The sequence below is a fragment of the Arenibacter flavimaris genome (assembly GCF_030291335.1).
Classification (GTDB): domain Bacteria; phylum Bacteroidota; class Bacteroidia; order Flavobacteriales; family Flavobacteriaceae; genus Arenibacter.
In genome coordinates, this window is record NZ_JASWIM010000003.1 from 199,782 (window position 1) to 222,956 (window position 23,175).

The following is a 23,175-nucleotide window of genomic DNA, read 5'->3' on the forward strand; positions in this document are numbered from 1 at the left end:
ATAATCAACAAATAGTAATATCCTTTCATATGGGCCAGTGTTTGATAATCCTATGGGTTATTCCTTTATGATTATTATGGTGGCTTTGGACCCAGTGGATAAATTCCACATATTGGAATGTATCATTTTACCTTCATCATCATATACATTAACTTGCGCCGTATTGGGTCCTGAAGTACCTTGGTTCAATGCCTCGAAATCTATTCTATTAAAACCCTTCTGTAAATCGAGATTAATTCCTTTAAAGGATCCGGTTAAAAAAATATTGGGTTCCACCACCTTATCGTTGAGCAATATTCTTACCCTATCACCATCAACATATTCATGGTCCCGGCAAACAATACCTACGAACTTGCCATTGCTTTTAATATCCCCCAAATACATATTCCCAAAAAACGTAGAAGAGCCTTCCTTTTCTTTTTCACCAATTTTGGGATCTATTTTTAGACCATAACCAGCCTGTACCAGTTCCCTATCCGGGAGCATCTTAATATTTCTAGCGGTAAGGGAGTCCCTGAGATTGGTAGTGGGCTTTAAGGTAATAATGGACGGCATTTTCAAAGCTGTCCCCTGATTTGGATTTTCCCTAACCCCTTTGTCCCCTTCTATTTTAAGTGGATTGGTGGTGGGAAGATCTGTTTGGGACATACCCAACTGCGAAATTAAAAATAGAATGCAAAATATATATACTATTCTCATATAACGATTTAAGGTACTTATCAGTTACAAAAATATCAAATACCTTGCCATGTGTCACTAAATTGCTGTTAAATTCATAGTATAATAAAAAACCGGTTTAAGTAACCCTTAAACCGGCATTGACATTTTTTGGAAGTTATCCCTAATTGGCAACCGTATCTACTGACTCCAATTGGGCAAGCTCGTCCTCCGTAAATAAACGGGACATCGTAACGAATCGCAATCCCAGCGGTATTTCCAAGGAAAAACTTGAGCCACGGCCCTTGGTGACATCTATCGTCAATTGGGTATGTTTCCAATATTCAAATTGATCCTTGGACATATAAAAAGGACAGTTTGCAATAGCCCCCAAACAAACATCGGTTTCATTTAGCATTAATTCCCCTTTTGAAAAACACATGGGCGATGACCCATCGCAACAACCTCCACTTTGATGGAACATGAGCTCACCATGTTGGGACTTTAGTTGCTCCAATACCTGCCTTGCCCTATCTGAAATCAATACCCTATTTACCATATCCTTCTACTAATTTCTTAAAAGAATCCAAGTGCTTTTTTATCGTATGAAATAAGCATGTTTTTGGTCTGCCTGTAGTGGTTCAACATCATTTTATGGGTTTCCCGACCAATTCCCGATTTCTTATAACCACCAAAAGGGGCATGTGCTGGATAGGTATGATAGCTATTTACCCATACCCTTCCGGCTTTGATGGCTCTTGCTACCTTATAAGCTTGGTGGGTGTCCCTTGTCCATACGCCAGCTCCCAGTCCATATAAGGTGTCATTGGCTATCTCAATGGCCTCGGCCTCATCCTTAAAGGTTGTTAGGCACACCACAGGACCAAAGATCTCTTCCTGAAAGACCCTCATTTTATTGTTTCCCTTTAAAATGGTAGGTTGAATGTAGTAACCCCCTTCCAAACCTTCATTATAGGCCGCATTACCCCCTGTAAGTACTTCACAACCCTCCTCTTTTCCAATTTTGATATAATTCAGAATTTTTTCATATTGATCATTGGAAGCTTGGGCCCCCATCATGGTTTCAGGATCTAGCGGATGTCCCAACCTTATTTTGTTGGTACGTGCCACAACCCGCTCAATAAATTTATCATAAATACTTTCCTGTACCAATATACGTGATGGTGAGGTACACACTTCACCTTGATTGAAGGCAAACATTGCGGCTCCCTCCAAACATTTATCGAAGAATTCATCATCTGCCTCCATAATACTTTCAAAAAACACATTGGGCGATTTACCCCCCAATTCCAAAGTAACAGGGATTATGTTTTTGGAGGCATACTGCATAATAAGTTGCCCAGTCGTTGTCTCGCCTGTAAAAGCAATCTTATTAATTCTAGGGTTGGAAGCCAAGGGTTTTCCCGCCTCAATTCCAAATCCGTTTACCACATTAAGAACACCTGCCGGCAATACATTTTCTATTAGCTCCATTAACACTAAAATACCCACTGGGGTTTGTTCTGCCGGTTTCAAAACTACACAGTTTCCTGCTGCCAGTGCAGGTGCCACCTTCCAAGCGGCCATAAGTAGTGGAAAGTTCCAAGGTATAATTTGCCCAACTACCCCTAAAGGCTCCGGAATGTTTAGCGAAACCGTATTGGCATCCAGCTCACTGGCAGTACCTTCCTCCGCTCTTATGACCCCTGCAAAATATCTGAAATGATCTATGGCCAAAGGTAGGTCGGCTGCCATGGTTTCCCTGATGGGCTTACCATTATCCCAGGTTTCGGCCCGTGCCAAAACTTCCAAATTTTGCTCCATAATATCCGCAATCTTCAATAACAAATTGCTCCTGGACGCCGCTGAGGAGTTGTTCCATTCCGGGGCTATAGCCCATGCTGCATCCAATGCCAGTTCAATATCCTCTGCAGTGGATCGTGCTATTTTCGTAAAACTATTGCCATCCACAGGTGAAATATTATCAAAATACTCCCCTTTGGTGGGCGACACCCATTTACCCCCAATGAAGTTTTCATACTGACTTTTAAATACTGGTCTTTCAACCCTATTCTGTGTTGTGGTCTTTACATTTCCCATGATATTATATTTTTAATTAACAATGATTATTATTTCGCCAATCGTTGTTGGCAGTGCCATATTTTGAGCTAAGTGGCTTGTTTTCAAATGTATGAAGCGCTTTTGTTAAAATCCTGAACCATTCTATCAATATCATGAACGATCCTATCAATAATTGACTATATCCCAATTTGGTGGGATTAATTTTGTATTTTTATTAAAATAGCCTCATTGAATCACAATTAATGACAATTTAAACAAGTCAGGAATGCAGCTGTCCAACGCGTACTTTAATAATAGGAGATTGGAAACTTTGGTCGAGAATCAAACCACTTATACCTTGAACAATGCTGCCATGCACGTTTTTGAAACCCATCAGCAGGCGGAACAGGTATTGCTCCAGTTTGACCAGCCCGTCTTGGCAAGTATGTTAAGCGGCAAGAAAATTATGCACCTCAGGGACCATGAGTCATTTAACTTCTTACCCGGTGAGTCGCTTATACTCCCTTCCAAAGAAGTAATGTGCATTGACTTTCCCGAAGCAAAGGCTACGAACCCTACCCGTTGTCTCGCCATGGCCATTTCTGAAGATAAAATTATGCAGATGCTGAGGGTAATGAATGAAACCATGCCCAAAATGGATGGCAAGGAATGGGCTTTGATGGATTATAATTTTCATTTCACCAATGATATAGGCCTCTATCAAATTTTACAGCGGTTGCTCTTTCTATTTACAGAGAACCATCCGTCCAAAGACCTTTTTGTGGACAATATGCTAAGTGAATTGATCGTGCGGATATTACAGAGCAATGAGCGCAAAATTTACACGGAACAAACACTGGAGATCAACAACAATAGTAGGTTAGGATATATAGTCTCCTTTATAAGGGAAAACATATACCAGCCCCTAAGTATTGAAACATTGAGCAAAAAGGCCCATATGAGCGAGTCGCATTTTTACAGGGTCTTTAAAAATGAACTTGGCATTTCTCCTGTAGAATTTATTAATAATGAACGAATTAAACTGGCGGTTAGCCTTTTACAGGATCCAAAACGCACTATAAAAGAAGTATTCTTGGAGTGCGGCTTTGAAAGTAGATCATATTTTAACCGTGTATTTAAGAGAAAAAAAAATGTGTCCCCAGGTGAATATCAGGCCAATGTGGTTCGAAAAAAGAGCTATTAAACTTAACAAAACCACCAGTTAATCAGCCCCACACCTTTCTTAAAAACCGAATAAAATTATTGCTCATTATATTTTCAATATCCATTTCCGAATACCCCTTTCCCAATAGTAGTCCAGGGATCTTCTGAAGGTCTGCGATGGTATTTAGGTCGGTAGGACATTGCTCTTTTCCAAAGCCTCCATCCAGATCTGTCCCAATACCAACGTGCAGGGAATTACCGGCCAACTGACAAATATGGTCTATGTTGTTGACCATTTGATCCAAAGTAACACCCATTTCTTTTGGGGTGGAAATACCCCTCACCCAATTGGGGACCATCATCCAGGCATCCAGGGCCATTCCAATAACGCCTTCCCTACCAATAAGTTCCATTAATTGTTCATCTGAAAATTGTCTGTTATGGTCTACAAATTTTCTGCAATTGTTGTGGCTTGCCCATACCGGACCATTGTAAACCTTCATTGTTTCCCAAAAACTAAGATCGCATAAATGGGTAGCATCCAAAATTAGGTTCAATCGCTCTATTTCTTTTAATAGCGCCTTACCTTTATGTCCAATGCCCCCTACCGAATCGGTACCATGGGCATAGGTCCCCGGTCCATAATGTGCGGGGCCAATAGCCCTGAGTCCCTGTTCGTAGGAACGTTCCAAATGGTCCAAGGTCATTATGGAATCGGCTCCTTCCAAACTAAGTATATAGCCAATGGGATTTTTGCCTTTGTCCGTCTTCCATAAATCCAAATGCGCCTCCAGCTCGGCCAAATTCCTAATTTGGACCATTTCCCCTACTTCCTCCATAGCCCTGTACCAAGCCAACTGTCCCTGGGTCTGTGCCCAGGCCTGATGGGGAGAGTTCCATCCGGGCATGGGGTTTTCCTTCTTTACATATCTTGCTATTTGGGTGGCCACGCACAATCCAATATTCCCATTGCGCATAGCATCTAAAGACACTGTATTTTTCGCTCTGTCCGGTTTATCGGTCATGCCCTTTTCACTCTCCCTAATATCGGCTACACTATTTGTTAGATCCCTGTTCCATTCAAGGGCGTTCATAGCCAGATCCAAATGGGCATCAAATACGAACATATTTTAAAATTTATCCCAACTGTAGGCCCAACCTATAATTATTGGGCCTTTTATAGGAGCGGTTTATATATTAATTCTAAGATTTCTTGCGGCGATCTGCCAGGCGCCGGTTATGCTTCCTTCAACAACGGTAAGCACTTCCTTATATTTGGCTACGGTTGGACAAATATGTACCGGTATAGCATAGGTGACACCCCCTACTTCAAAAATTTCATCATTGGGGCACTGTACGATCAAATGCTCTTCGCTCTGCCCTATCTGGGTACAACCTTCCCCTTCCAATAACAGCACTCTTGGAAAATTCATCTCTGAAGCCAGGTGTTTATGTCCCAAATCGAAACAGACTAATTTAGTGTTTGGCTTACTGATAACCCTCGTGATTAAAACAGCGGCCGGAAGAAACTTCATGTCCTTATAGGAGGCATTATACCCAGCATCCCATAAAAGTGTAGTTCCCGGGCTAGTTTCCACCCCTTCTCGTTTTAAATGAATGGGAAAGGTTGGCGTACCACCGGCCACAATGGTAGGAATGGAGTAACCTTGTGCCTCCAAAGAACTTTTCAAATCAAAAACCACTACGAAGTCTTCATTGCATTTCTTCTCCCTTTCAAGCAGGTCTTTATTGAGGATATGCCCATCGTATACATGTAATCCCAAGGCCTGCAAGTTTGGTTCGTCATAAATTTTTTTATACAATTCCACAGCATCCGCATTGGGCGGAATACCCGATCTGTTCATTCCATTGTTTATATCCAACCAAAGTGAAACCCGGATACCTTTGGCCCTGGCGGTTTCAGCAATTTTTTCAACCATTTGGGCATTATCGACAATTGCTGAAAAAGTACTGTTGGGAAATTCCGACATTAGGCTAAAAAATCGGTTTATATTGGGACCTACCGGTTGTAAAGCAAGTAGTACGTCCGCTGCACCACAATGTCCCAAGAGTTCGGCCTCGGCAATAGTAGCACATTTAAATTTCTTAATGCCATGCTTTAACTGTAGCTGAACGATCTCTGCCGTTTTATGTGTTTTTATATGTGGTCTTAGGTTGCGGGTACCACCGGCCATGGCTATCATGGTCTTTATATTTTTTTCTATCCGATCCGGATAAACCAAAAGGGCAGGGGTAACTATATCCTCCGGGTCCATAATTCTATACCATTCCTTGTTCATTCCAGCATTGTATTTAACATCAATGAAGCTCAAACATAGCCTCAACCTCTACGGGTATATTATCGGGTAGCATCATCCCGACAGCACTGCGCACGCCAATGCCATTTTCCTTCCCGAAAACATCGGCCATCAATTCACTAAAGCCATTTATTACAAAGGGTTGTTTTGCAAAATCCGGGGTTGAATTTACCATTCCCAATACCTTTACTACCCGTTTTATTTTGTCCAAACTGCCAAAATGTGTCATAATCGTTGAGAGCATAGTAAGGCCTACCTGCCTCGCAGCCAGTTTTGCCTCATCGGCATTCATATCAAAACCAGCTACCCCGATCATTAAGGAGCCATCATTTTGTATTGGGCCCTGTCCCGAAACATATAAAAACTTATCTACCACCAAAATAGGTCTATATACTCCGGCCGGTTTCGGGGCTGGAGGAAAAACCAATCCCAATTCCTTAATTCTTTCTGTGGTTGTACTACTCATAAATAATTTTTGGATTAAACAAACAAACTTAAAATCATCACGCCTATCAACCCCATTACTCCCACAGTGGTTTCCATAACCGTCCATGTTTTTAGGGTGTCCTTTATGGATAGGTTAAAATATTCCTTGAACAACCAGAATCCCCCATCATTTACATGGGAAAGCATTAAACTCCCGGACCCAATGGCGAGCACCATTAATTCCGGACTTACCCCTGTAGTGCTTATCAGGGGCATTACAATACCTGCAGTGGTTAATCCGGCAACGGTTGCCGAACCCACACATACCCTAGCCACAAACCAGGCCAACAAGAGTGGCGATACACTGGAGTCCTTTAAACTTTCTGCTATATATAAACTTACACCACTGTCTATTAAAACCTCCTTTAGCGCTCCTGCTCCTGCGATTATTAGAAGTACCATGGTAATTCCAGAAATAGAGCTGGACATAGACCCCATAATGTCGGCCATCCGTTTGCCCCTGGCCAAGCCCAAGGTATAAATTGCCACCAATACGGAAATCAACATTGCTATTACAGGATTTCCCAAAAAGTTTACAAAAGGCATAAATCCATAATCCTTAGGAAATAATAGATCTGCTATGGTGGAAAACATTATTAAAATAATGGGGAGCAAGGCCGTAAAAATACTGGTGTTTATCCCTGGCATTTCCTCTTCAGTTAAAACTGTGGGGTTAACAAAATCCTTTAAGGGAGTGGCCTTGACATTTTTAATGGTACGCGAAAACCATGGTCCGGCAACCGTAATGGCCGGGATAGCAATGATAATACCGTATAAAAGTGTTTTTCCCAAATCGGCATTGAACATAGCGGTTATGGCCGTTGGGGCAGGGTGTGGCGGGAGATAGCCATGTGTTACGGACAAGGAAGCTATCATTGGTAGGCCCACATACAAAAGTGGCAATCCAGTAGAGGCCGTAATCGTAAAAATCAAAGGGATCAATATCACAAAGCCAACCTCATAGAACAATGGAATACCCACAATAAATCCGGTAAGCACCAAAGCCCATTGAATATTTTTAATCCCAAATTTGGCCACCAATTTGGTCGTTATCTGTTGGGCTGCCCCGCTATCTGCCACCAGCTTGCCCAACATGGCTCCCAACCCCAAAATCATTACCAAGAAACCAAGGGTATTGCCTATTCCATGTTCAATGGATTTTACAACCTGGTCCAAATCCATTCCTTCCGCCATTCCCACGGCAAGAGATACAATTATAAATGCAATAAAGGCATTCAGTTTAAATTTGGCAATGAGTAAAAAGAGGAGTATTAATCCGAGTACAACTATAAGTAAAGGCATAGTAATGGTTTGGCGGTTAATTGTATACAATTCCTAAATATACTATATCATCCAAAAAAATTAATGTCCTTTTTGATAATTAATTAAAACTTATACAAAAATCCTATAGAATAGGTATTGTACAAATCCGAAAAACTAAAGAATTTTGTTTCTTTTGATAGGTTTTGTGAACATTTAACTGCTGTCATTTCCAAAAGCAATCCCGGTAACCCGTACAAGACTACCCATATTACCTAAAACAACGGGGCTTACCAGAAGATAGAAGGCAATATCGTAGTTTCAAGTATACCTGAGCACTATAAATAATGTTCCAAAAAAGAAGAACTAGGTACAACCTTTATTTGCAAATCAATTTTAGGAAACTATTATTTTCACCTGCCCCGTAATTTTCGTAACTTTCAGTAAATCTGCCCCTTACAGAATTGGAGTTTTATAATCTTTTTCTGATGTTGACAATGGACCGAGAAATAAGCAACTAATTTTCCATTCCGTCCGAATACTTTTTTTAAGAGTTAATTACAAATTTTAATCCACGATAATCATGGCACCACCTTTCATTCTCAGTATTATTACCGTACTATTCCTATTGGCCGGCATACGGGTAGTCTTCGAATACAAAAGAGCATTAAAATTTAGGTTTGGCAAATATGTAAAGACCTTACAACCTGGTTTCAGGTGGATTATTCCCATTGTGGAGACCATACAGGTTGTGGATATACGGGTAATCACGATCAATATTGTTTCCCAGGAAGTAATGACCGAGGACAATGTTCCCTGTAGCATAGATGGAGTTGTTTTCTTTAAAATAAAAAATCCTGAAAAAGCTGTTTTGGAAGTGGAGGAATACCGCTTTGCCATTACCCAATTGGCCCAAGCCGCCTTAAGGGATGTTTGTGGTAAGGTTGAACTGGACACTATCCTTTCCAAACGTGAGGAAATGGGAAAAAACATCAAGGCCATTGTTGAATTGGAGACTAAGGAATGGGGCATTGAAATTATCGATGTTAAAATCAAGGACATTCAACTACCGGAAAACATGAAGCGTATGATGGCCAACCAAGCAGAAGCCGAAAGGTCCCGTAGGGCGCGAATTATCCTGGCCCTTGCCGAGGAACAGGCAGCGGGCAAATTATTGGAAGCAGGTAAATTGATCGATCAATCGCCTTCCGCCATAAAGCTAAGGTTATACCAAACCCTTTCCAATATAGCGGCAGAAAAGAATTCCACCATCCTATTTCCCTTCCCGGAAGAGGTTTTGCCAAGAAACCCAGTAAAAAAATCCAAAAACAAAAAGTAGGTAAATCCCATTATTAAAATCAAGGTTTCTTTATCTTTAAAAAAAAGTTTGAATATTAAAAATGGAAAAACATAGATGTGGCTGGTGTAAGGGCGATGCCCTATACGAAAAGTACCACGACGAAGAATGGGGAGTCCCTATAAAGGATGATGAACTGTTATTTGAATTTTTGATCTTGGAAACCTTCCAGGCAGGATTAAGCTGGATTACCATTTTGAGAAAAAGGGAAAATTTCAGACAGGCGTTTGATCATTTTGATTACAAAAAAATAGCTAAATACGGGGAATCCAAAATTGACTCCTTGTTGCAGGATACCGGGATAATCAGGAACAAGCTGAAGATAAGGGCCACTATTACCAACGCCCAGGCATATATAGCCCTTCAAAAGGAATTTGGTAGTTTTAGTAATTATATCTGGGGATTTGTCAACGGCCAACCTATTAAGAACAGTCATAGGGACTATAAAAATGCCCCGGCCAATACCCCTTTGTCCGATGCCATAAGTAAAGATTTAAAAAAACGCGGTTTCAAATTTGTTGGGAGTACCGTAATTTATGCCCATATGCAGGCCACCGGTATGGTAAATGACCATGAGATAAATTGTTTTAGATATAATGAAGTATAGCTATATTGCCTTGGTGTTATTAATGATGCTCGGCCCAACATGTTTTTCCCAAACAAAATTGGAACGGGAGCATCGCATAAAAAAATCACAATTTCCTTCCATAAACAAGGACAACCTACCCATGGAGAGTGCCAGATACATAAGGTACTATCGAGAAGTTGATTCTTCCAAGATTACCTATATCCTAAAATTTAGGATAAAAAAAATGCACTATCATATCGATTTCAACGAAAAGGGAGCCATTCAAAATACGGGGTTCACAGTTAAGGAAGTTGATATCCCAACCGATACATATGCCCATATAGACTCATATTTAAGGGAGAATTTTAAAAACATTAGAATTAAATATATCCAACAACGTTACCCGGGAACCTCAAAAAATATACTGAAAAATACTTTTCAAAACTTGATATTGCCCAGCAACACTTATAGACTTATGTTTCGTGGAAAAAAAGTGGATAAAAAAGAAGACTTTATAGCAATTTTCGATGCCGAGGGAAATTTAACAAATATTGCAGTTGCCTTACCTGCCAACTATGACCGCGTTTTATATTGAAAGCGTAAAAAGTAATTTACGGACTAACCTTTTAAAATTTTGATGAATTGCTTTCTAGGGATTTCTTTTGCGCCAAGACTTTCCAAATGGGTAGTGTACACCTGACAGTCGATTAACCTATACTCCTTTTGCTGCAACTCTTTGGCCAGACATATAAAAGCGTATTTGGAAGCGTTACTGGTTTTGCTGAACATACTTTCCCCACAAAATACGTTTCCAAGGTCTATTCCATAAAGCCCTCCTACCAAAAGATCGTTTTCCCATACTTCCATAGACTTTGCAATTCCCATTTGATATAAGCGCAAGTATGCGCTTTTCATTTCCGGGGTTATCCAAGTTCCTTCCTGACCTTTGCGTTTTATAGCAGAGCAGGAATCAATAACCTTTTCAAATTGGGTATTCCATGAAATTGTAAATCTATTGGATTTTATAACCTGCCGCATACTTTTAGAAATCCTAATTTCGTTTGGAAAAAGTACCATCCGAGGATCTGGACTCCACCAAAGAATCATGGAATCTTCATTGAACCATGGAAATATCCCATTCCGATATGCCAAGAGCAATCGCTCCGGGGACAAATCGCCCCCCACTGCCAACAATCCGTCATCATCGGCATTTTCTACATCGGGAAACAGTAAGCGATGATTAAGGAAAAACATTTTGAAATTGATTTATAGCCCTAAAATTAAGAAAACCCATTCGGTTACAAACTGAATAGGTTTTCCTTATATTGAAAATACACCCTCCAAAAAAAGGGTGCAATTCTGCTGCACATGATTTTTAGGCCCTAATTAGAAAGGCAAATCGTCATGATCATCGTTATTTACATCATCCGCTGGTTCAAAAGCTTCCATTGGCGGCACAGGAGGCATTCCAGGAGCATTTGCTTCATCCTGTAAACTTTCTATTCTCCAACCTTGTATGGAATTGAAATATTTGGTCTCCCCCTGTGGGTTCACCCATTCCCGACCTCTCAGATTAATACTTATTTTTACCGCATGGCCAGCTGCATAATTATTTAAAAGGTCGCATTTATCCTGTACAAACTCCACCATTATATGTTGTGGATACTGCTCCTCCGTAGTCACCACTACTTCCCTCTTTCTAAATCCGTTGCTCCCAAAGGTTTGGGTCTCACCTACCATTTTAATTTTCCCTTGTACTTCCATTTTGCTATTTATATAATTCTACTTTCAATTCTTTTCTTGTCAATATTAAGCATTTTGATCAGGAACACCTAAAACAAAATATCACATCTTCGTTATTAGCGGTTATGCTCTTAAAATATTACTTGTCCTCAATCTACTTTGCTTCCCACAATTACTTCAATAAAAACAAATAAATGATAAAAATCCAATATTAATTCTACTATGAGGGTATCTCCGCCAATAAAACCTTCCATGCAGAAAGCACATCCTTAGCCTTTAACAGCTCTTGGGCCTTTGTATGGAGCAACCTTATATTACCCGAACTCAGAATAGACCTTAAATTCACGTTATTATCAACGTACTGTCCCACCTCCTCCCGGGATGGTAATTTTTCTATATTGCCCAACATTCCCAAATCATTGCCAGTAAGTACATTGCTCAACCGAATATGTTCAGGGATTTGGTCAACGCCAATTCCCAAGTTGGAAACTGGTTTGGGCACTTCAAACAATCCCATATTGGCCCTGCTGTACCAATTGCCCCCCATCCGGGCTACCTGATCTATCTTATATTGATCAATGACCCCATTTTCATCCAAGATATCGGCATCTATATGTATTTTTAGCACTTCCGAAAAAATTAGATTACCTGCACCGCCCTCGTTTCCCAGAGGTTCCACTTTAATTACCTTGCACTCAAACTGCACTGGTGATTCAGCCACCCTAAAAGGTTTTACCAAATCTGAAGGCAACATGCTTAGACCGGACTTGATAAATTCGTTCTCGCCCTCCTTGTACTCCGTACTTGCCAGAGACATTTGTTGCACCATGTCATAGTTCACTACATTTATGACCACCTCCATATTGTTCAACACATTCTCCAAGGTATGTTTAGTGCTATTGTCCCTGACCCTTCGGGAGGGAGAAAAAATCAAAATAGGCGGATTGGAACCAAAGACATTAAAAAAACTAAAGGGGGATAAATTAGGTCTCCCTTTACCATCAACGGTACTGGCAAAAGCAATAGGCCTTGGCCCAACACTACCCAATAAATACCCATGCAATCTAGCGGTGGATACTTCTGAAACCGTGATGGAAACCATTTTTTTCATAGCATGCAAAGGTACATAAAATGTAGGCAAAATGAAATAAAGAGGGAGATATCAAAATAGAATATCTTTGTCCAAATTACGTTATATTTAAGTATAATTTTATAGATGGATGGATTTTAGTCCTAAAAAGAAAACTTCGAACCTTCTGCTATTAATAGCCTCCTTTGCTATTGTGAGCTTAATACTGTGGAACACCAACAGTTTTTTTAAGAAGTTTAAAGAAGAGGAACGTCATAAAATGGAAATTTGGGCTACGGCACAATCTGAATTTCTGTCCCTTCCCGTTGACGCCGATCCAGGGAATCTTCACATCAAAATATTTCAGAACAATACCTCCACCCCCATGATACTGGTAAACAAGGACAGTACCATAAAAGTGAACAATATGCCCGGGGTCCAGAAAACCGATACTACTTTCATCCACGGAAAAATAAATAGATTCAAAGCGGAAAACAAACCTATCTCCATCGAGTACAAGGGAGAAAACTTGGCCACCTTATATTACGGCAATTCCGAAGTGCTTACCAAGTTAAAATATTACCCAATTGCCCTTTTATTGATCATCTTCCTTTTTGGCACAGTAATCTATTTTTTGTTCAGGACCAATAAAACTTCCGAACAAAATAAACTTTGGGCCGGTATGGCCAAAGAAACAGCACACCAGATTGGTACCCCCCTTTCCTCACTCTTGGGATGGAACGAATTATTGAGATCCGAAAATATTAACCCGGAAATTACCAAGGAAATTGAAAAGGATATTAGCCGATTGGAAACCATAACGGAACGTTTTTCAAAAATTGGATCCCTACCCATACTGAATGAGCACGATATTGTTGAAGAAACTAAAAATGCATTTGATTATTTAAAATTAAGAAGTTCCAAACTCATCCGGTTTTCGTTCAATTCACAAGTGGACCGTGTACCAGTGCTCTTGAACAAGGCTTTATACAATTGGACCATTGAAAACTTGGTAAAAAATGGTATTGATGCCATGAGGGGAAAGGGTAATATTGCCATTGAGATAGTTCCTAACGGCAACTGGGTCAAGGTCTTAATTTCAGATACGGGCAGTGGTATACCAAAAAAGAATTTTCAGACTATATTTAATCCAGGGGTGACCTCAAAAAAAAGGGGGTGGGGCCTGGGGCTCTCCTTGGTAAAAAGAATTGTGGAAGAATACCATAAAGGGAAAATTAAAGTACTGACCTCCACTAAGGAGGGCACTATAATGCAAATTACATTTAAAGTTAAAAATTAAGGTGATGGCAAAGGAGAAATTAGTAGTAATTAAGGAAGCGGATTTAACGAACAATTGTCCCGAATGTTTTAACCAGGAGTTAAAATTGACCTTTTATCAAAGGCATACCTATGGCCGACTATATGACCGGACCACCAAGGACATCACCCACGAAATAAAATGCAAAAAATGCAATTCCATGATCTATCCGGTTGCCTGGACAGAGGACATAGAACGGGTATATGATTACTACCAAAAAATGATTGCACCAGACCGTGCCTCCATACGCTTCACCACCTTGTTTTATGTGCTAACCCTGCTACTTATAGTGGTCGTTGCTGCCGGTATTTATATTGCCCTGGAAGGGATTATTTAATATTGGACTTGATTTTTTCCGCTATCTCCGTAAAATCCTTGGGGGTCAGCGAGGCCTTGTGCTGAAAAGTAGCATCGCGCATTCCATTTAAAGGAATTAAATGTACGTGTACATGGGGAACTTCCAAGCCAATTACGGTTAAACCAACCCTGTTACAAGGAATACTGGCTTCAATGGCCAAGCCTATTTTCCGGGAAAAGGCCATGAGCCCCAAATAGGTTTGCTCATCCAGGTCCAAAAGTTTGTCCACCTCTTTTTTGGGGACGCATAAAGTGTGCCCCGGCGCATTGGGATTAATATCCAAAAAGGCATAATAATTGTCGTCCTCGGCAATTTTATAGGACGGAATCTCTCCGTTGATAATTTTGGTAAATATTGATGACATATTTCTGAAATAAAAGGTATTAAACCTAAGGGCAGGCCTGCCTGCCGTCAAAGGCAGGCCCCGAACCCAATAATAGGAATCGACCCTAGGGTCGAGGTATTGAACCTAGATCCCGCCGAAAAAGGCGGGATTAGATCAACTTGCAATTTTAAGTGCGTCTTACCGACTTCCCAAAATTGGGTTTCACTAATAAAATCAACTTAAAAGATAGGCAAATATTTTAAAATATGTACCCTAACCTGTTCTTTGCCTTCCTTGACCAACTTTACTGCTGCTAATGTAGCCACAGACAAAAGTCATAAAACACAAGGCCTCAATTAAATAAATCAACTGAGGCCCCTTCTTTGTTATTTAAAATCATCTATCTGGAAATTTCCAAAATTTCAAATTTCAATGTCCCATTGGGAACGGTAATTTCCGCTGTATCTCCTACTTTTTTACCCAGTAGCCCCTTACCTATTGGCGAACTCACAGAAATTTTTGACGTCTTGAGATCTGCTTCACTTTCTGCTACAAGAGTATATTTCATTTCCATTCCGTTATTCAAATTCTTCAATTTAACGGTAGAGAGTACCAGCACCTTGGAGGTATCAAGTTGTGATTCATCTATTAACCTTGCATTGGCCAAAGTCTCTTCCATCTTGGAGATTTTCATCTCCAACAAACCTTGTGCCTCCTTGGCGGCATCATATTCGGCATTTTCGGATAGATCCCCCTTATCCCTGGCCTCACCAATTGCCTGGGAAGCCTTTGGGCGCTCAACATCCTTTAGATAATTAAGTTCCTCTCTCAATTTTTTTAGCCCTTCTGCTGTATAATAAGATACCTTACTCATAAGTTCTACATTAAATAAATAGGAAAATCCTCTTTTTTTAAAGAGGATTTAAGACAAATATACATAAATTTTGTTCAATTTTGTTCAAGTTATTTAAATAGGCACAGCCATATGAAACGCATATTGGGAATATTACTTTTCTTTTTTTTCTTGTCCTGCGACAAGAACTCTACCAATAGAAATCCGTACCTACAGGAGATTAGCTTTAGGTTTGATCTTAATTTGAACCTACCTTCTTACAGCGCCTTGACCAATACGGGTAGTGCCATCTATGTGAGTAACGCAGCAGTGGGCACCAGAGGTGCATTTGTTATCAATACCGGATTTAATTCCTTCATGGCCTGGGAGGCCAGCTGTCCCAACCATGCCCCGAACGACTGTTCCACAATGTCATTGGAGGGCCAATTGGTGACCTGCTCCTGTGAAGGTTATAAATACAATTTGTTTACCGGACAATTAATGAACAGGCCGGACGATGGCAAGACTTATCACGACCTGCTATTTTACCGTGCCACCTATAGCGGTAATTCAGTGATCATCTCCAATTGACTCCTTTAGAGCTGCCCTAAGATTTTGTCCATTACCCAACTGGTGTGCAACCCAGATAGTCCTGTAGAAGGATGTTCCCCGTTTTCCAGCAAATGCATCCGTATATTTTCCACATGAAACTGTTGCACATGCTTAGGATGATCTATAAAGAGATTTATTGTTCCGTTTGCATTGGTCAAGATAATATCCTCTTCATTAAATACGGAGAATACTATTTTACCCTCGCTGCCAATAATCTCCACTTTATCCTCCCTATCGGAGGTGCCAAAATTCCAACTGCCTTCCCCTGTAACTCCATTTTTATATATCCAACAAGCCGCGATGGCATCTTTTGCGGTATATAGACCTTGTTGGTTGGTGCTTACCCCAAAGACATTTTCAATATCCCCAAGATAATAGGAAAACAAGTCCAACCCGTGGCTGGCCAGATCATCAAAATAGCCCCCGGGCGCAATTTCACCATCGGTTCTCCAATTGTACGTTTTTGCCAGATCTTCCTTACTCGGAGGCTTGGAAAGGTGCCAACGGATATGTCTTACAGCTCCAATCGCACCATTGCTTAACCATTCCTTAATTTTTAAAAACCTTGGCAAGGAACGCCTATAATAAGCCACAAAAAGAGGCAATTCCCTTTCCCTGAAAACATTGTACATCTCTAAGCTATCCGCATAACTGGGCGCCATGGGTTTCTCCACACAACATGGCTTGCCGGCTTTGGCTACCATTAAGGCATAATGTTTATGGGTGTCCGGGGGCGTTGCAATGTACACAGCATCTACCTCTGGATCCAGAATCAAATCCTCCGCCTTGGCATAAAATTTTGGGACACCATGTCTCTTGGCATAGTCCTTCGCCTTTTCCTCATCCCTGCGCATTACGGCTATCAATTGAAAATCTTTGGTCTGTTGATAAGGTGGCCCGCTTTTTACCTCGGTAACAGCTCCGCAACCAATTATACCCCAACGAAGAGGCTTCGTATACTTGCTTTTGCTCATTGTCTAAAAATTATAGGTTATGGTTACTTACTGTATTCACAAAAATAACAGTTAAAAAACGAATGAAACAACCCCAATATAAGAATTGCCGTAATGCCTTAAAAATCACCCAATATTTTAAAAACCAAATCCAATTGATAATTTCCCAATGGTATCTTATGGAATACCGGTTTAATTGTCCAGGATAAAAGACAAGGCCTTAGGTTCTTTTCTACTAAGACGATGCTTAACTTCACAATTCTTAACTCTACTTAATGGTATTTTACCATTACTTAGGTTTCCTATAAATTTTGGCAGTTAAAATTGGAATTTGACATAGTTTTTAAATAGTTTTATAAAAAAACGCTGCCACATTAACGATAGTTTAATGTAATGCTCAATAAATTAAGAACTCTTTTAGGTAGTCATTGACCGCATTCCAATTTATAGAATCACCGTTAAAACCATAATTAAATGAAAACAAAAATTATTTATACGTTTCTTATAGTCAGTTTTATTACGTTAAACATGTTCGCACAGGACCCGGTTCTTAAAAGTGCTTTTAACGGAAAAAATCTCAAAGGGTGGGTTGTTCCGGAAAACAACATATGGTGGTCCGTGGAAAACGGAGTATTACGGGCCAAAAGTGGTCCTGACAAAAAGGGATCCATATTGTGGACGGACAAGGAATATACCGATTTTGTGTTAGAAACCGATTTTAGATACGAGGAAGGAACTGTAGATACTGGAATCTTCATCAGGAACGATTCGCAACAAATACAGATGGGCATTTCGGGCTCTTTAAAGCGCGATATGACCGGCTCTCCCTATATTGCGGGAAAAGGATATCCCATAGAGGCCCAAAATGTCAAGGAAATCCTAAAGCCCAACGACTGGAACACCATAAAAGTGATAGCCATTGCGGGATATTATGAAGTATGGCTCAATAACAAACACGTTATGAGCTACACCTCTGACAATTATGTTAAAACCGGCCCCATAGGATTGCAATTACACCCCAACACAGAGATGACCACCAGCTTCCGAAACATCAAAATTGGAAAAATGTAGTGGAATTATCACCACCTGAAACTAATTAATCCAATACCGATCAACAAGTATGAACACACCAACACTACTTCTTAAATCGGGCTTATACAGTGTTATGGCCCTACTCTTTATGGTTTCCTGTAAGCAGGCCAAGTCCAACAAAACGACCGATAGCGATTTACAAACCAAGGCGGAAAAAAGAATAAAACTGGTTCGAAACGACCAAGAAAAAAAGGTGGATGTCTTTATTGATGGCAATCTATTTACCTCCTATATCTATCCTACCAACATTAAAAAACCGGTACTATATCCCCTAATTACCCCCAAGGGCACCAAGATTACCAGAAAATATCCCTTGGAGCCGTCTGTGGGAGAAAGGGTGGACCATCCCCATCACGTAGGAGTGTGGTTTAATTACGGCGATGTGAACGGATTGGACTTTTGGAACAATTCAGATTCCATAAAGGTTGAAAAAAGAGGAAGTTACGGCACCATTCTTCACAAGGAAATACTGGGCACTGAAGACGGGAACGAGGAAGCGAGCCTAAAGGTGGCCATGGATTGGGTTTCTAACGAAGGAAAGGTTTTGCTCAAAGAAAATACCACTTTTATTTTTAGAGGTGACCACGACGAATACTCCATAGATCGTATCACCAACCTTAGTGCTCCCAATGAAAAAGTAATATTTAAGGACAATAAGGAAGGAGTCTTGGGCATAAGGGTAACACGCGAATTGGAGCACCCCTCGGACAAGCCAGATATTTTTACCGATTCCAATGGAATCCCCACCGGTGTCCCCGTCCTAAACAATGAAGGTGTAAATGGGAATTACATTAACAGCGAGAATATTGAAGGGAACGACTGTTGGGGAAAAAGATCCAATTGGGTAAATTTAAGATCCAATATTGGCGATGAAAAAATATCCCTGGCAATATTGGACCACACTTCCAATGCCGGTTATCCTACCTATTGGCATACGCGTGGTTATGGCCTTTTTGCTGCCAATCCCCTAGGACAGGAAGTCTTTAGTGATGGCAAGGAAGCGTTAAACCTAAGTCTGGATCAAGGGGAGGATATAACCTTTAAACATCGAATTATTGTTGCCAGTAAAAATTTGGAAAAGACCCAATTGGATTCCGAATTTGACAAATTTTCAAATCAATAGTTCGCCATTTGGCTTATCAAAAAATAAAAAAACAATCATCAATACTATTTATAAAATATAATTATGGACAACAGAAGAGACTTTATTAAAAAAACTACCCTTGCCAGTACCGGTGTTGTTGTTGGTGCATCTGCCTTTTCCGCAAAATCTTACGGAAATATTCTGGGTGCCAATGACCGCGTGGTCCTGGGATCAATTGGCGTAAGGGGTCGTGGAAGTAATTTGTTGGAAAATTTTTCGGAGATGTACGATGATGGAGTGCGAATTAAAACCGTTTGTGATGTAGATTCAGCCGTTTTGGGCGACAATGTAAAAACGGCTACCAAGAATCAAAAAGGCAATAAACCCGGTACCGAAGAGGATATGCGACGTGTTTTTGACGACAAGGAAATAGATGCCGTAGTAGTAGCAGTCCCCAATCATTGGCATGCCCTGGCCACCATCTGGGCCTGCCAGGCCGGAAAACATGTGTATGTTGAAAAACCTAGCTCCCATAATGTATGGGAAGGGAGAAAAATGGTAGAGGCCGCACGAAAATATAATAGGGTAGTACAGGTAGGGTTCCAAAACAGGTCCATAAGCAATGTAATGCAGGCCATGGACTTCCTGCATCGCGGTGGCATTGGGGACGTATTTTTATCCCGAGGCACCTGTTTTAAACCTAGGGATTCCTTCGGTATTTCCCCAGATAGTGTATCCCCATCCACCTTGAATTATGATCTTTGGCTGGGACCGGCCACCTATAGACCTTACAATGAAAAAAAGGGGCACTATAATTGGCATTGGCACTGGGACACGGGCAATGGTGACACAGGCAACCAAGGGCCACATCAGTTTGATATAGCCCGATGGGGTCTCAATAAAAAAGTGCATCCTGTTAAAGTTCAGTCCATGGGAGGTATTTTTGGATTTACACCTCAGGAATGTTCCCAAGAAACGCCAAACACCCAAACTTCTGTATTTGAATATGAAGATGGAAAAATATTGGAATTTGAAACCAGGGGCAGATATACCAATCATGAAGCCAATTTGGGCGTCAAAATCGGTAATTTGTTTTACGGCACGGAAGGCTGGATGGAAGTAAATGGTTCTACCTGGAAAGCATACAGAGGCAAGGAAACTGAGCCTTTTGCAGGTTCGGAAATGGCCGGTAGCGCTGCCGTTGGTGGCGACACCTCTTTTTTGACCGCCCCTGATAGCAAAGGGCATTATGGTAACTTTATTGATGGAGTCCGTTCAGGAAACCGTCATATTTTAAATTGCGATATTGAAACTGGGCATATGTCCACAGTTCTACCGTTGATCGCCAATATAGCATATCGGCTTGGGGATACTTTAAAATTTAATGGGGAATTCGAAAAATTTATAAATAACGAGGAAGCTGACCTCATGCTTACCAGAAAGTACAGGTATCCATATATAGTACCGGAAAATGTATAATTTTTGGATTCTGCAATAATCATAGTTATTCCTTATATAAAAGACTATTTACAATTAAAAGAAATATATAAACAAACCCCTATGTTAGCTGAACAAGCCAACATAGGGGTTTTTAAGTTGCCTAATAAAACAGTAACCCGTACCTAGAAGCTTATGGATGCCCCAAGAAGGAAATTAATCCCTGCCTGCGGATAGTATCCAGCACCTTCATAAGTGGTAACGGTTCCAGGCACTGTATAATCATCGTCAAAAGTATAGAAGTATCCATTGGACACATATAAGGAATCAAATATATTATTGACCAATCCAGACAGGACTATGCTCTTAACAAAACCGTTGGTGTTGATTTCATACTGCACATTGAAATCGGTTTGCGAATATGAATCCAACTTAGACCCTTCGGAATCTATATTGCCCATATACTGCTCTCCAACAAACTTGGTCAACAAGCTTAATTGGACATTTTCCTTAGGCTGATAGGTTAAAACGTTCCCTACAATAATATCTGGCGAAAAGGAAATATGGGTATCCCCCAGTTCTTGAAGCTCCCCATCCCGTTGAAACACAAAATCCCTGTTCCTATTTTTACTCAATGCCACATTGGGACGTATTTTAAATTGATTCCCCAAGGCTATGGTAGCATCTACCTCCAAGCCTAAGCGATAACTATCCCCTACATTGGCCCGTAAAGGAGCCCCAACATCATTTAACTCGCCGGTTAGCACCAACTGATCCTTATAGCCCATAAAGTACACATTGGTGTTCAACTGTACATCTGGAGTAATATAGCGCCAACCCAGCTCATAATCGTTCAACTTCTCAGGCTTGGGACTACCACTTTCATAATCGTTTCTATTGGGTTCACGATTGGCCCTGGCATATGAGAGGTAGAAATTATTGTTCATGTTTAGATCGTAGGTAATCCCAAGCTTGGGATTGAAAAAATCAAAGGTATCATCAACAAGGCCGGTGTCTTCCCCATTGGCCTTATAACCTATTGTCCTATATTGCAAATCTCCATAAGCACTCCATTGGTCGCTAAACTTGTAATTGGCCTTGGCAAAAAGATTTAAATCTGTTTTGGTGGAACTGTTATCATAATACCTATCTTCAAAATTCTTATTGTTGGAAAAACGGGCCCAAATAATTTCCCCAAAATGACTTCCTTCATATTTGTTCCAACCTCCGCCAAGAATTAAATTCAAACTTTCTTTATCATAATTTGCAGAAAAAGTTGTGCCGTAAAAATCATTGACCAGCCAGCGTCTTCGTATTAGATCGGTCTTATCCACTTCTTCCCCATCAACCGTTATAGGTTCAATTCCATAGGTACTAAAGTCATCTTCTTCCTTATATTGCTCAAAATACCCCCTCCCCTTGGTAAAATGGAAGGCCAGATTGGTATTCCAGTAATTTGAAATTTGTTCGTTCCAATGCAATTGAAAATGGTTTTGCCTATAATTATCCACTTCGTTCTTATAAAACTGGGTGTTTCCGTTTTCATCGGTATAGATTCCTGCAGAATTAAATGTTCTGTCAGACTCCAATGTAGCAGCATCTATCCCGTTCCAAGCTTGATAAGTAATCTCATGGCCACCGAACAGCAATGCCTTCACCAAGGTATTGTCATCAATATATGACCCTTGTAAGAAGTAGGAATCCAATTCGGAGGAAGCCCTATCAATGTAACCATCGGAAGTTATCCTGGACAAACGACCGGCAATTTCCACATGATCGTTCAATAAACCGGTACTAAATTTCAAATTATTCCTAAGGGTTCCAAAACTACCTAAGGAAGAAGAAATCTGACCAAAAGCTTCATTGGAAACGGCATCGGTAAGTAAATTTAAACTGGCGCCAAAGGCTCCCGATCCATTAGTTGACGTCCCTACCCCACGCTGCAGTTGCAAGCTTTCTGTGGAAGAGGCAAAATCGGGCATGTTTACCCAAAAAGAACCATGGGATTCCGCATCGTTGTAAGGAATTCCATTAATGGTAACATTAACACGTGTACCATCACTACCGCGAACCCGGATACCTGTGTATCCCACACCTGCCCCAGCATCCGAAGTGGTAACCACAGCTGGAAGAAAATTCATTAGAATAGGAATATCCTGTCCTAAGTTTCTGGGTTTGATCTGTTCCTTGGTCAAGTTGGTGAAGGTTACCGGAGATTGCTTGGTTACCCTAACTGCGGATACCAATACCTCATCCAAGGTAATTTCTTTTCCTTCCAAAGAATCTTTGGGTTTCTCTTGGCCAATAGCCAAAAGCGTTGTCGCTACCATAGCGACCGTTGTGAACATAGTTTTCATCCGTAATACATTTGTTACGAATAAAAGGGGCTATTATTCTTGTTAAAAATTGATTTTTGTTTTTTTCCGATTACAAAATTGCATCGAAAATAAAACGTTGGAAATTCCAAAACGCGATTTTCGC

24 protein-coding genes are annotated in these 23,175 nt (G+C 40.6%); 10 read left to right on the forward strand and 14 right to left on the reverse strand.

Annotation, left to right across the window (positions count from 1 at the left end):
- Positions 1-57: 57 nt before the first annotated feature.
- From QSE00_RS04175 to QSE00_RS04185, 3 genes are all read right to left on the reverse strand, one after another.
- Positions 58-699, reverse strand: coding sequence for a hypothetical protein (locus QSE00_RS04175; RefSeq protein ID WP_286104954.1), 642 nt, complete (start codon positions 697-699; stop codon positions 58-60).
- A gap of 142 nt (positions 700-841) precedes the next feature.
- Positions 842-1,216 carry a DUF779 domain-containing protein gene (locus QSE00_RS04180; protein ID WP_286104955.1) on the reverse strand — a complete coding sequence of 125 codons (375 nt, stop codon included), beginning with the start codon at positions 1,214-1,216 and terminating at the stop codon, positions 842-844.
- A gap of 17 nt (positions 1,217-1,233) precedes the next feature.
- Positions 1,234-2,757: an aldehyde dehydrogenase family protein gene (locus tag QSE00_RS04185; protein ID WP_110354529.1), complete on the reverse strand. Its 1,524-nt coding sequence runs from the start codon at positions 2,755-2,757 to the stop codon at positions 1,234-1,236.
- Between the two features lie 247 nt (positions 2,758-3,004).
- Here QSE00_RS04185 and QSE00_RS04190 point away from each other — a divergent pair, with 247 nt between their 5' ends.
- Positions 3,005-3,922 (forward strand): AraC family transcriptional regulator, encoded by a 918-nt coding sequence (locus QSE00_RS04190; RefSeq protein WP_286104956.1) that lies wholly within the window; start codon positions 3,005-3,007, stop codon positions 3,920-3,922.
- 22 nt (positions 3,923-3,944) lie between these two features.
- Here QSE00_RS04190 and QSE00_RS04195 read toward each other — a convergent pair whose 3' ends face one another.
- From QSE00_RS04195 to QSE00_RS04210, 4 genes are all read right to left on the reverse strand, one after another.
- Complete coding sequence (locus QSE00_RS04195) at positions 3,945-5,009, reverse strand: dipeptidase (RefSeq protein WP_286104957.1); 1,065 nt, start codon at positions 5,007-5,009, stop codon at positions 3,945-3,947.
- A gap of 63 nt (positions 5,010-5,072) precedes the next feature.
- A complete protein-coding gene (locus tag QSE00_RS04200; protein ID WP_286104958.1) occupies positions 5,073-6,182 on the reverse strand; it encodes a D-TA family PLP-dependent enzyme in 1,110 nt (369 codons plus the stop codon).
- Positions 6,183-6,201: 19 nt separating this feature from the next.
- Positions 6,202-6,666, reverse strand: a complete 465-nt coding sequence (locus QSE00_RS04205) for a RidA family protein (protein WP_110354525.1) — start codon at positions 6,664-6,666, stop codon at positions 6,202-6,204.
- 14 nt (positions 6,667-6,680) lie between these two features.
- On the reverse strand, positions 6,681-7,988 hold the full coding sequence (locus tag QSE00_RS04210; RefSeq protein ID WP_286104959.1) for a gluconate:H+ symporter: 1,308 nt from the start codon (positions 7,986-7,988) through the stop codon (positions 6,681-6,683).
- 541 nt (positions 7,989-8,529) lie between these two features.
- On the opposite strand from QSE00_RS04210, the gene QSE00_RS04215 reads away from it, so the two are divergent.
- The 3 genes from QSE00_RS04215 to QSE00_RS04225 all read left to right on the forward strand — a co-directional run bounded on the left by QSE00_RS04215 (position 8,530) and on the right by QSE00_RS04225 (position 10,466).
- On the forward strand, positions 8,530-9,285 hold the full coding sequence (locus tag QSE00_RS04215) for a slipin family protein (RefSeq protein ID WP_110354523.1): 756 nt from the start codon (positions 8,530-8,532) through the stop codon (positions 9,283-9,285).
- Between the two features lie 61 nt (positions 9,286-9,346).
- Positions 9,347-9,910, forward strand: coding sequence for a DNA-3-methyladenine glycosylase I (locus QSE00_RS04220; RefSeq protein WP_286104960.1), 564 nt, complete (start codon positions 9,347-9,349; stop codon positions 9,908-9,910).
- Positions 9,900-10,466, forward strand: coding sequence for a hypothetical protein (locus QSE00_RS04225; RefSeq protein WP_286104961.1), 567 nt, complete (start codon positions 9,900-9,902; stop codon positions 10,464-10,466). Before QSE00_RS04220 ends, QSE00_RS04225 begins: the two co-directional genes overlap by 11 nt.
- Before the next feature lie 23 nt (positions 10,467-10,489).
- On the opposite strand, the gene aat is transcribed toward QSE00_RS04225, so the two are convergent.
- The 3 genes from aat to QSE00_RS04240 form a co-directional block, all read right to left on the reverse strand.
- Positions 10,490-11,125, reverse strand: a complete 636-nt coding sequence (aat, locus tag QSE00_RS04230; protein ID WP_110354520.1) for a leucyl/phenylalanyl-tRNA--protein transferase — start codon at positions 11,123-11,125, stop codon at positions 10,490-10,492.
- Positions 11,126-11,257: 132 nt separating this feature from the next.
- On the reverse strand, positions 11,258-11,635 hold the full coding sequence (locus tag QSE00_RS04235) for a DUF3127 domain-containing protein (protein WP_286104962.1): 378 nt from the start codon (positions 11,633-11,635) through the stop codon (positions 11,258-11,260).
- A 199-nt stretch (positions 11,636-11,834) separates the two neighbouring features.
- On the reverse strand, positions 11,835-12,725 hold the full coding sequence (locus QSE00_RS04240; RefSeq protein ID WP_459076831.1) for a flavin reductase family protein: 891 nt from the start codon (positions 12,723-12,725) through the stop codon (positions 11,835-11,837).
- 109 nt (positions 12,726-12,834) lie between these two features.
- Here QSE00_RS04240 and QSE00_RS04245 point away from each other — a divergent pair, with 109 nt between their 5' ends.
- Together QSE00_RS04245 and QSE00_RS04250 are read left to right on the forward strand one after the other, a co-directional pair.
- Positions 12,835-13,983 (forward strand): sensor histidine kinase, encoded by a 1,149-nt coding sequence (locus tag QSE00_RS04245; protein ID WP_110354518.1) that lies wholly within the window; start codon positions 12,835-12,837, stop codon positions 13,981-13,983.
- A gap of 4 nt (positions 13,984-13,987) precedes the next feature.
- The gene (locus tag QSE00_RS04250) at positions 13,988-14,338 is read left to right on the forward strand and encodes a hypothetical protein (protein WP_286104963.1); all 351 of its coding nucleotides are present in this window, start codon (positions 13,988-13,990) and stop codon (positions 14,336-14,338) included.
- Here the strand turns inward: QSE00_RS04250 and QSE00_RS04255 are convergent.
- Both QSE00_RS04255 and greA read right to left on the reverse strand, forming a co-directional pair.
- A complete protein-coding gene (locus QSE00_RS04255; protein WP_286104964.1) occupies positions 14,331-14,723 on the reverse strand; it encodes an HIT family protein in 393 nt (130 codons plus the stop codon). The genes QSE00_RS04250 and QSE00_RS04255 overlap by 8 nt on opposite strands.
- A gap of 361 nt (positions 14,724-15,084) precedes the next feature.
- Positions 15,085-15,558 (reverse strand): transcription elongation factor GreA, encoded by a 474-nt coding sequence (gene greA / locus QSE00_RS04260; RefSeq protein WP_110354516.1) that lies wholly within the window; start codon positions 15,556-15,558, stop codon positions 15,085-15,087.
- Positions 15,559-15,669: 111 nt separating this feature from the next.
- Here greA and QSE00_RS04265 point away from each other — a divergent pair, with 111 nt between their 5' ends.
- Positions 15,670-16,107 (forward strand): Rieske (2Fe-2S) protein, encoded by a 438-nt coding sequence (locus tag QSE00_RS04265; protein WP_286104965.1) that lies wholly within the window; start codon positions 15,670-15,672, stop codon positions 16,105-16,107.
- A 5-nt stretch (positions 16,108-16,112) separates the two neighbouring features.
- On the opposite strand, the gene QSE00_RS04270 is transcribed toward QSE00_RS04265, so the two are convergent.
- Positions 16,113-17,102, reverse strand: a complete 990-nt coding sequence (locus tag QSE00_RS04270) for a Gfo/Idh/MocA family protein (RefSeq protein ID WP_286104966.1) — start codon at positions 17,100-17,102, stop codon at positions 16,113-16,115.
- A 453-nt stretch (positions 17,103-17,555) separates the two neighbouring features.
- Between QSE00_RS04270 and QSE00_RS04275 the strand changes: the two genes are divergently transcribed.
- From QSE00_RS04275 to QSE00_RS04285, 3 genes are all read left to right on the forward strand, one after another.
- Positions 17,556-18,152 (forward strand): 3-keto-disaccharide hydrolase, encoded by a 597-nt coding sequence (locus QSE00_RS04275; protein WP_110354513.1) that lies wholly within the window; start codon positions 17,556-17,558, stop codon positions 18,150-18,152.
- 49 nt (positions 18,153-18,201) lie between these two features.
- Positions 18,202-19,296 (forward strand): DUF6807 domain-containing protein, encoded by a 1,095-nt coding sequence (locus QSE00_RS04280; protein ID WP_220020846.1) that lies wholly within the window; start codon positions 18,202-18,204, stop codon positions 19,294-19,296.
- A gap of 63 nt (positions 19,297-19,359) precedes the next feature.
- Entirely contained in the window at positions 19,360-20,736 is a 1,377-nt protein-coding gene (locus QSE00_RS04285; RefSeq protein ID WP_110354512.1) for a Gfo/Idh/MocA family protein, read from the forward strand.
- 143 nt (positions 20,737-20,879) lie between these two features.
- Here QSE00_RS04285 and QSE00_RS04290 read toward each other — a convergent pair whose 3' ends face one another.
- On the reverse strand, positions 20,880-23,051 hold the full coding sequence (locus QSE00_RS04290; protein ID WP_286104967.1) for a TonB-dependent receptor: 2,172 nt from the start codon (positions 23,049-23,051) through the stop codon (positions 20,880-20,882).
- Positions 23,052-23,175: the final 124 nt, after the last annotated feature.

Bases quoted from the DNA above. Each gene is read 5' to 3' on its own strand.
- QSE00_RS04175 (WP_286104954.1), bottom strand. From the start codon at position 699: ATGAGAATAGTATATATATTTTGCATTCTATTTTTAATTTCGCAGTTG.
- QSE00_RS04180 (WP_286104955.1), bottom strand. From the start codon at position 1,216: ATGGTAAATAGGGTATTGATTTCAGATAGGGCAAGGCAGGTATTGGAG.
- QSE00_RS04185 (WP_110354529.1), bottom strand. From the start codon at position 2,757: ATGGGAAATGTAAAGACCACAACACAGAATAGGGTTGAAAGACCAGTA.
- QSE00_RS04190 (WP_286104956.1), top strand. From the start codon at position 3,005: ATGCAGCTGTCCAACGCGTACTTTAATAATAGGAGATTGGAAACTTTG.
- QSE00_RS04195 (WP_286104957.1), bottom strand. From the start codon at position 5,009: ATGTTCGTATTTGATGCCCATTTGGATCTGGCTATGAACGCCCTTGAA.
- QSE00_RS04200 (WP_286104958.1), bottom strand. From the start codon at position 6,182: ATGAACAAGGAATGGTATAGAATTATGGACCCGGAGGATATAGTTACC.
- QSE00_RS04205 (WP_110354525.1), bottom strand. From the start codon at position 6,666: ATGAGTAGTACAACCACAGAAAGAATTAAGGAATTGGGATTGGTTTTT.
- QSE00_RS04210 (WP_286104959.1), bottom strand. From the start codon at position 7,988: ATGCCTTTACTTATAGTTGTACTCGGATTAATACTCCTCTTTTTACTC.
- QSE00_RS04215 (WP_110354523.1), top strand. From the start codon at position 8,530: ATGGCACCACCTTTCATTCTCAGTATTATTACCGTACTATTCCTATTG.
- QSE00_RS04220 (WP_286104960.1), top strand. From the start codon at position 9,347: ATGGAAAAACATAGATGTGGCTGGTGTAAGGGCGATGCCCTATACGAA.
- QSE00_RS04225 (WP_286104961.1), top strand. From the start codon at position 9,900: ATGAAGTATAGCTATATTGCCTTGGTGTTATTAATGATGCTCGGCCCA.
- aat (WP_110354520.1), bottom strand. From the start codon at position 11,125: ATGTTTTTCCTTAATCATCGCTTACTGTTTCCCGATGTAGAAAATGCC.
- QSE00_RS04235 (WP_286104962.1), bottom strand. From the start codon at position 11,635: ATGGAAGTACAAGGGAAAATTAAAATGGTAGGTGAGACCCAAACCTTT.
- QSE00_RS04240 (WP_459076831.1), bottom strand. From the start codon at position 12,725: ATGAAAAAAATGGTTTCCATCACGGTTTCAGAAGTATCCACCGCTAGA.
- QSE00_RS04245 (WP_110354518.1), top strand. From the start codon at position 12,835: ATGGATTTTAGTCCTAAAAAGAAAACTTCGAACCTTCTGCTATTAATA.
- QSE00_RS04250 (WP_286104963.1), top strand. From the start codon at position 13,988: ATGGCAAAGGAGAAATTAGTAGTAATTAAGGAAGCGGATTTAACGAAC.
- QSE00_RS04255 (WP_286104964.1), bottom strand. From the start codon at position 14,723: ATGTCATCAATATTTACCAAAATTATCAACGGAGAGATTCCGTCCTAT.
- greA (WP_110354516.1), bottom strand. From the start codon at position 15,558: ATGAGTAAGGTATCTTATTATACAGCAGAAGGGCTAAAAAAATTGAGA.
- QSE00_RS04265 (WP_286104965.1), top strand. From the start codon at position 15,670: ATGAAACGCATATTGGGAATATTACTTTTCTTTTTTTTCTTGTCCTGC.
- QSE00_RS04270 (WP_286104966.1), bottom strand. From the start codon at position 17,102: ATGAGCAAAAGCAAGTATACGAAGCCTCTTCGTTGGGGTATAATTGGT.
- QSE00_RS04275 (WP_110354513.1), top strand. From the start codon at position 17,556: ATGAAAACAAAAATTATTTATACGTTTCTTATAGTCAGTTTTATTACG.
- QSE00_RS04280 (WP_220020846.1), top strand. From the start codon at position 18,202: ATGAACACACCAACACTACTTCTTAAATCGGGCTTATACAGTGTTATG.
- QSE00_RS04285 (WP_110354512.1), top strand. From the start codon at position 19,360: ATGGACAACAGAAGAGACTTTATTAAAAAAACTACCCTTGCCAGTACC.
- QSE00_RS04290 (WP_286104967.1), bottom strand. From the start codon at position 23,051: ATGAAAACTATGTTCACAACGGTCGCTATGGTAGCGACAACGCTTTTG.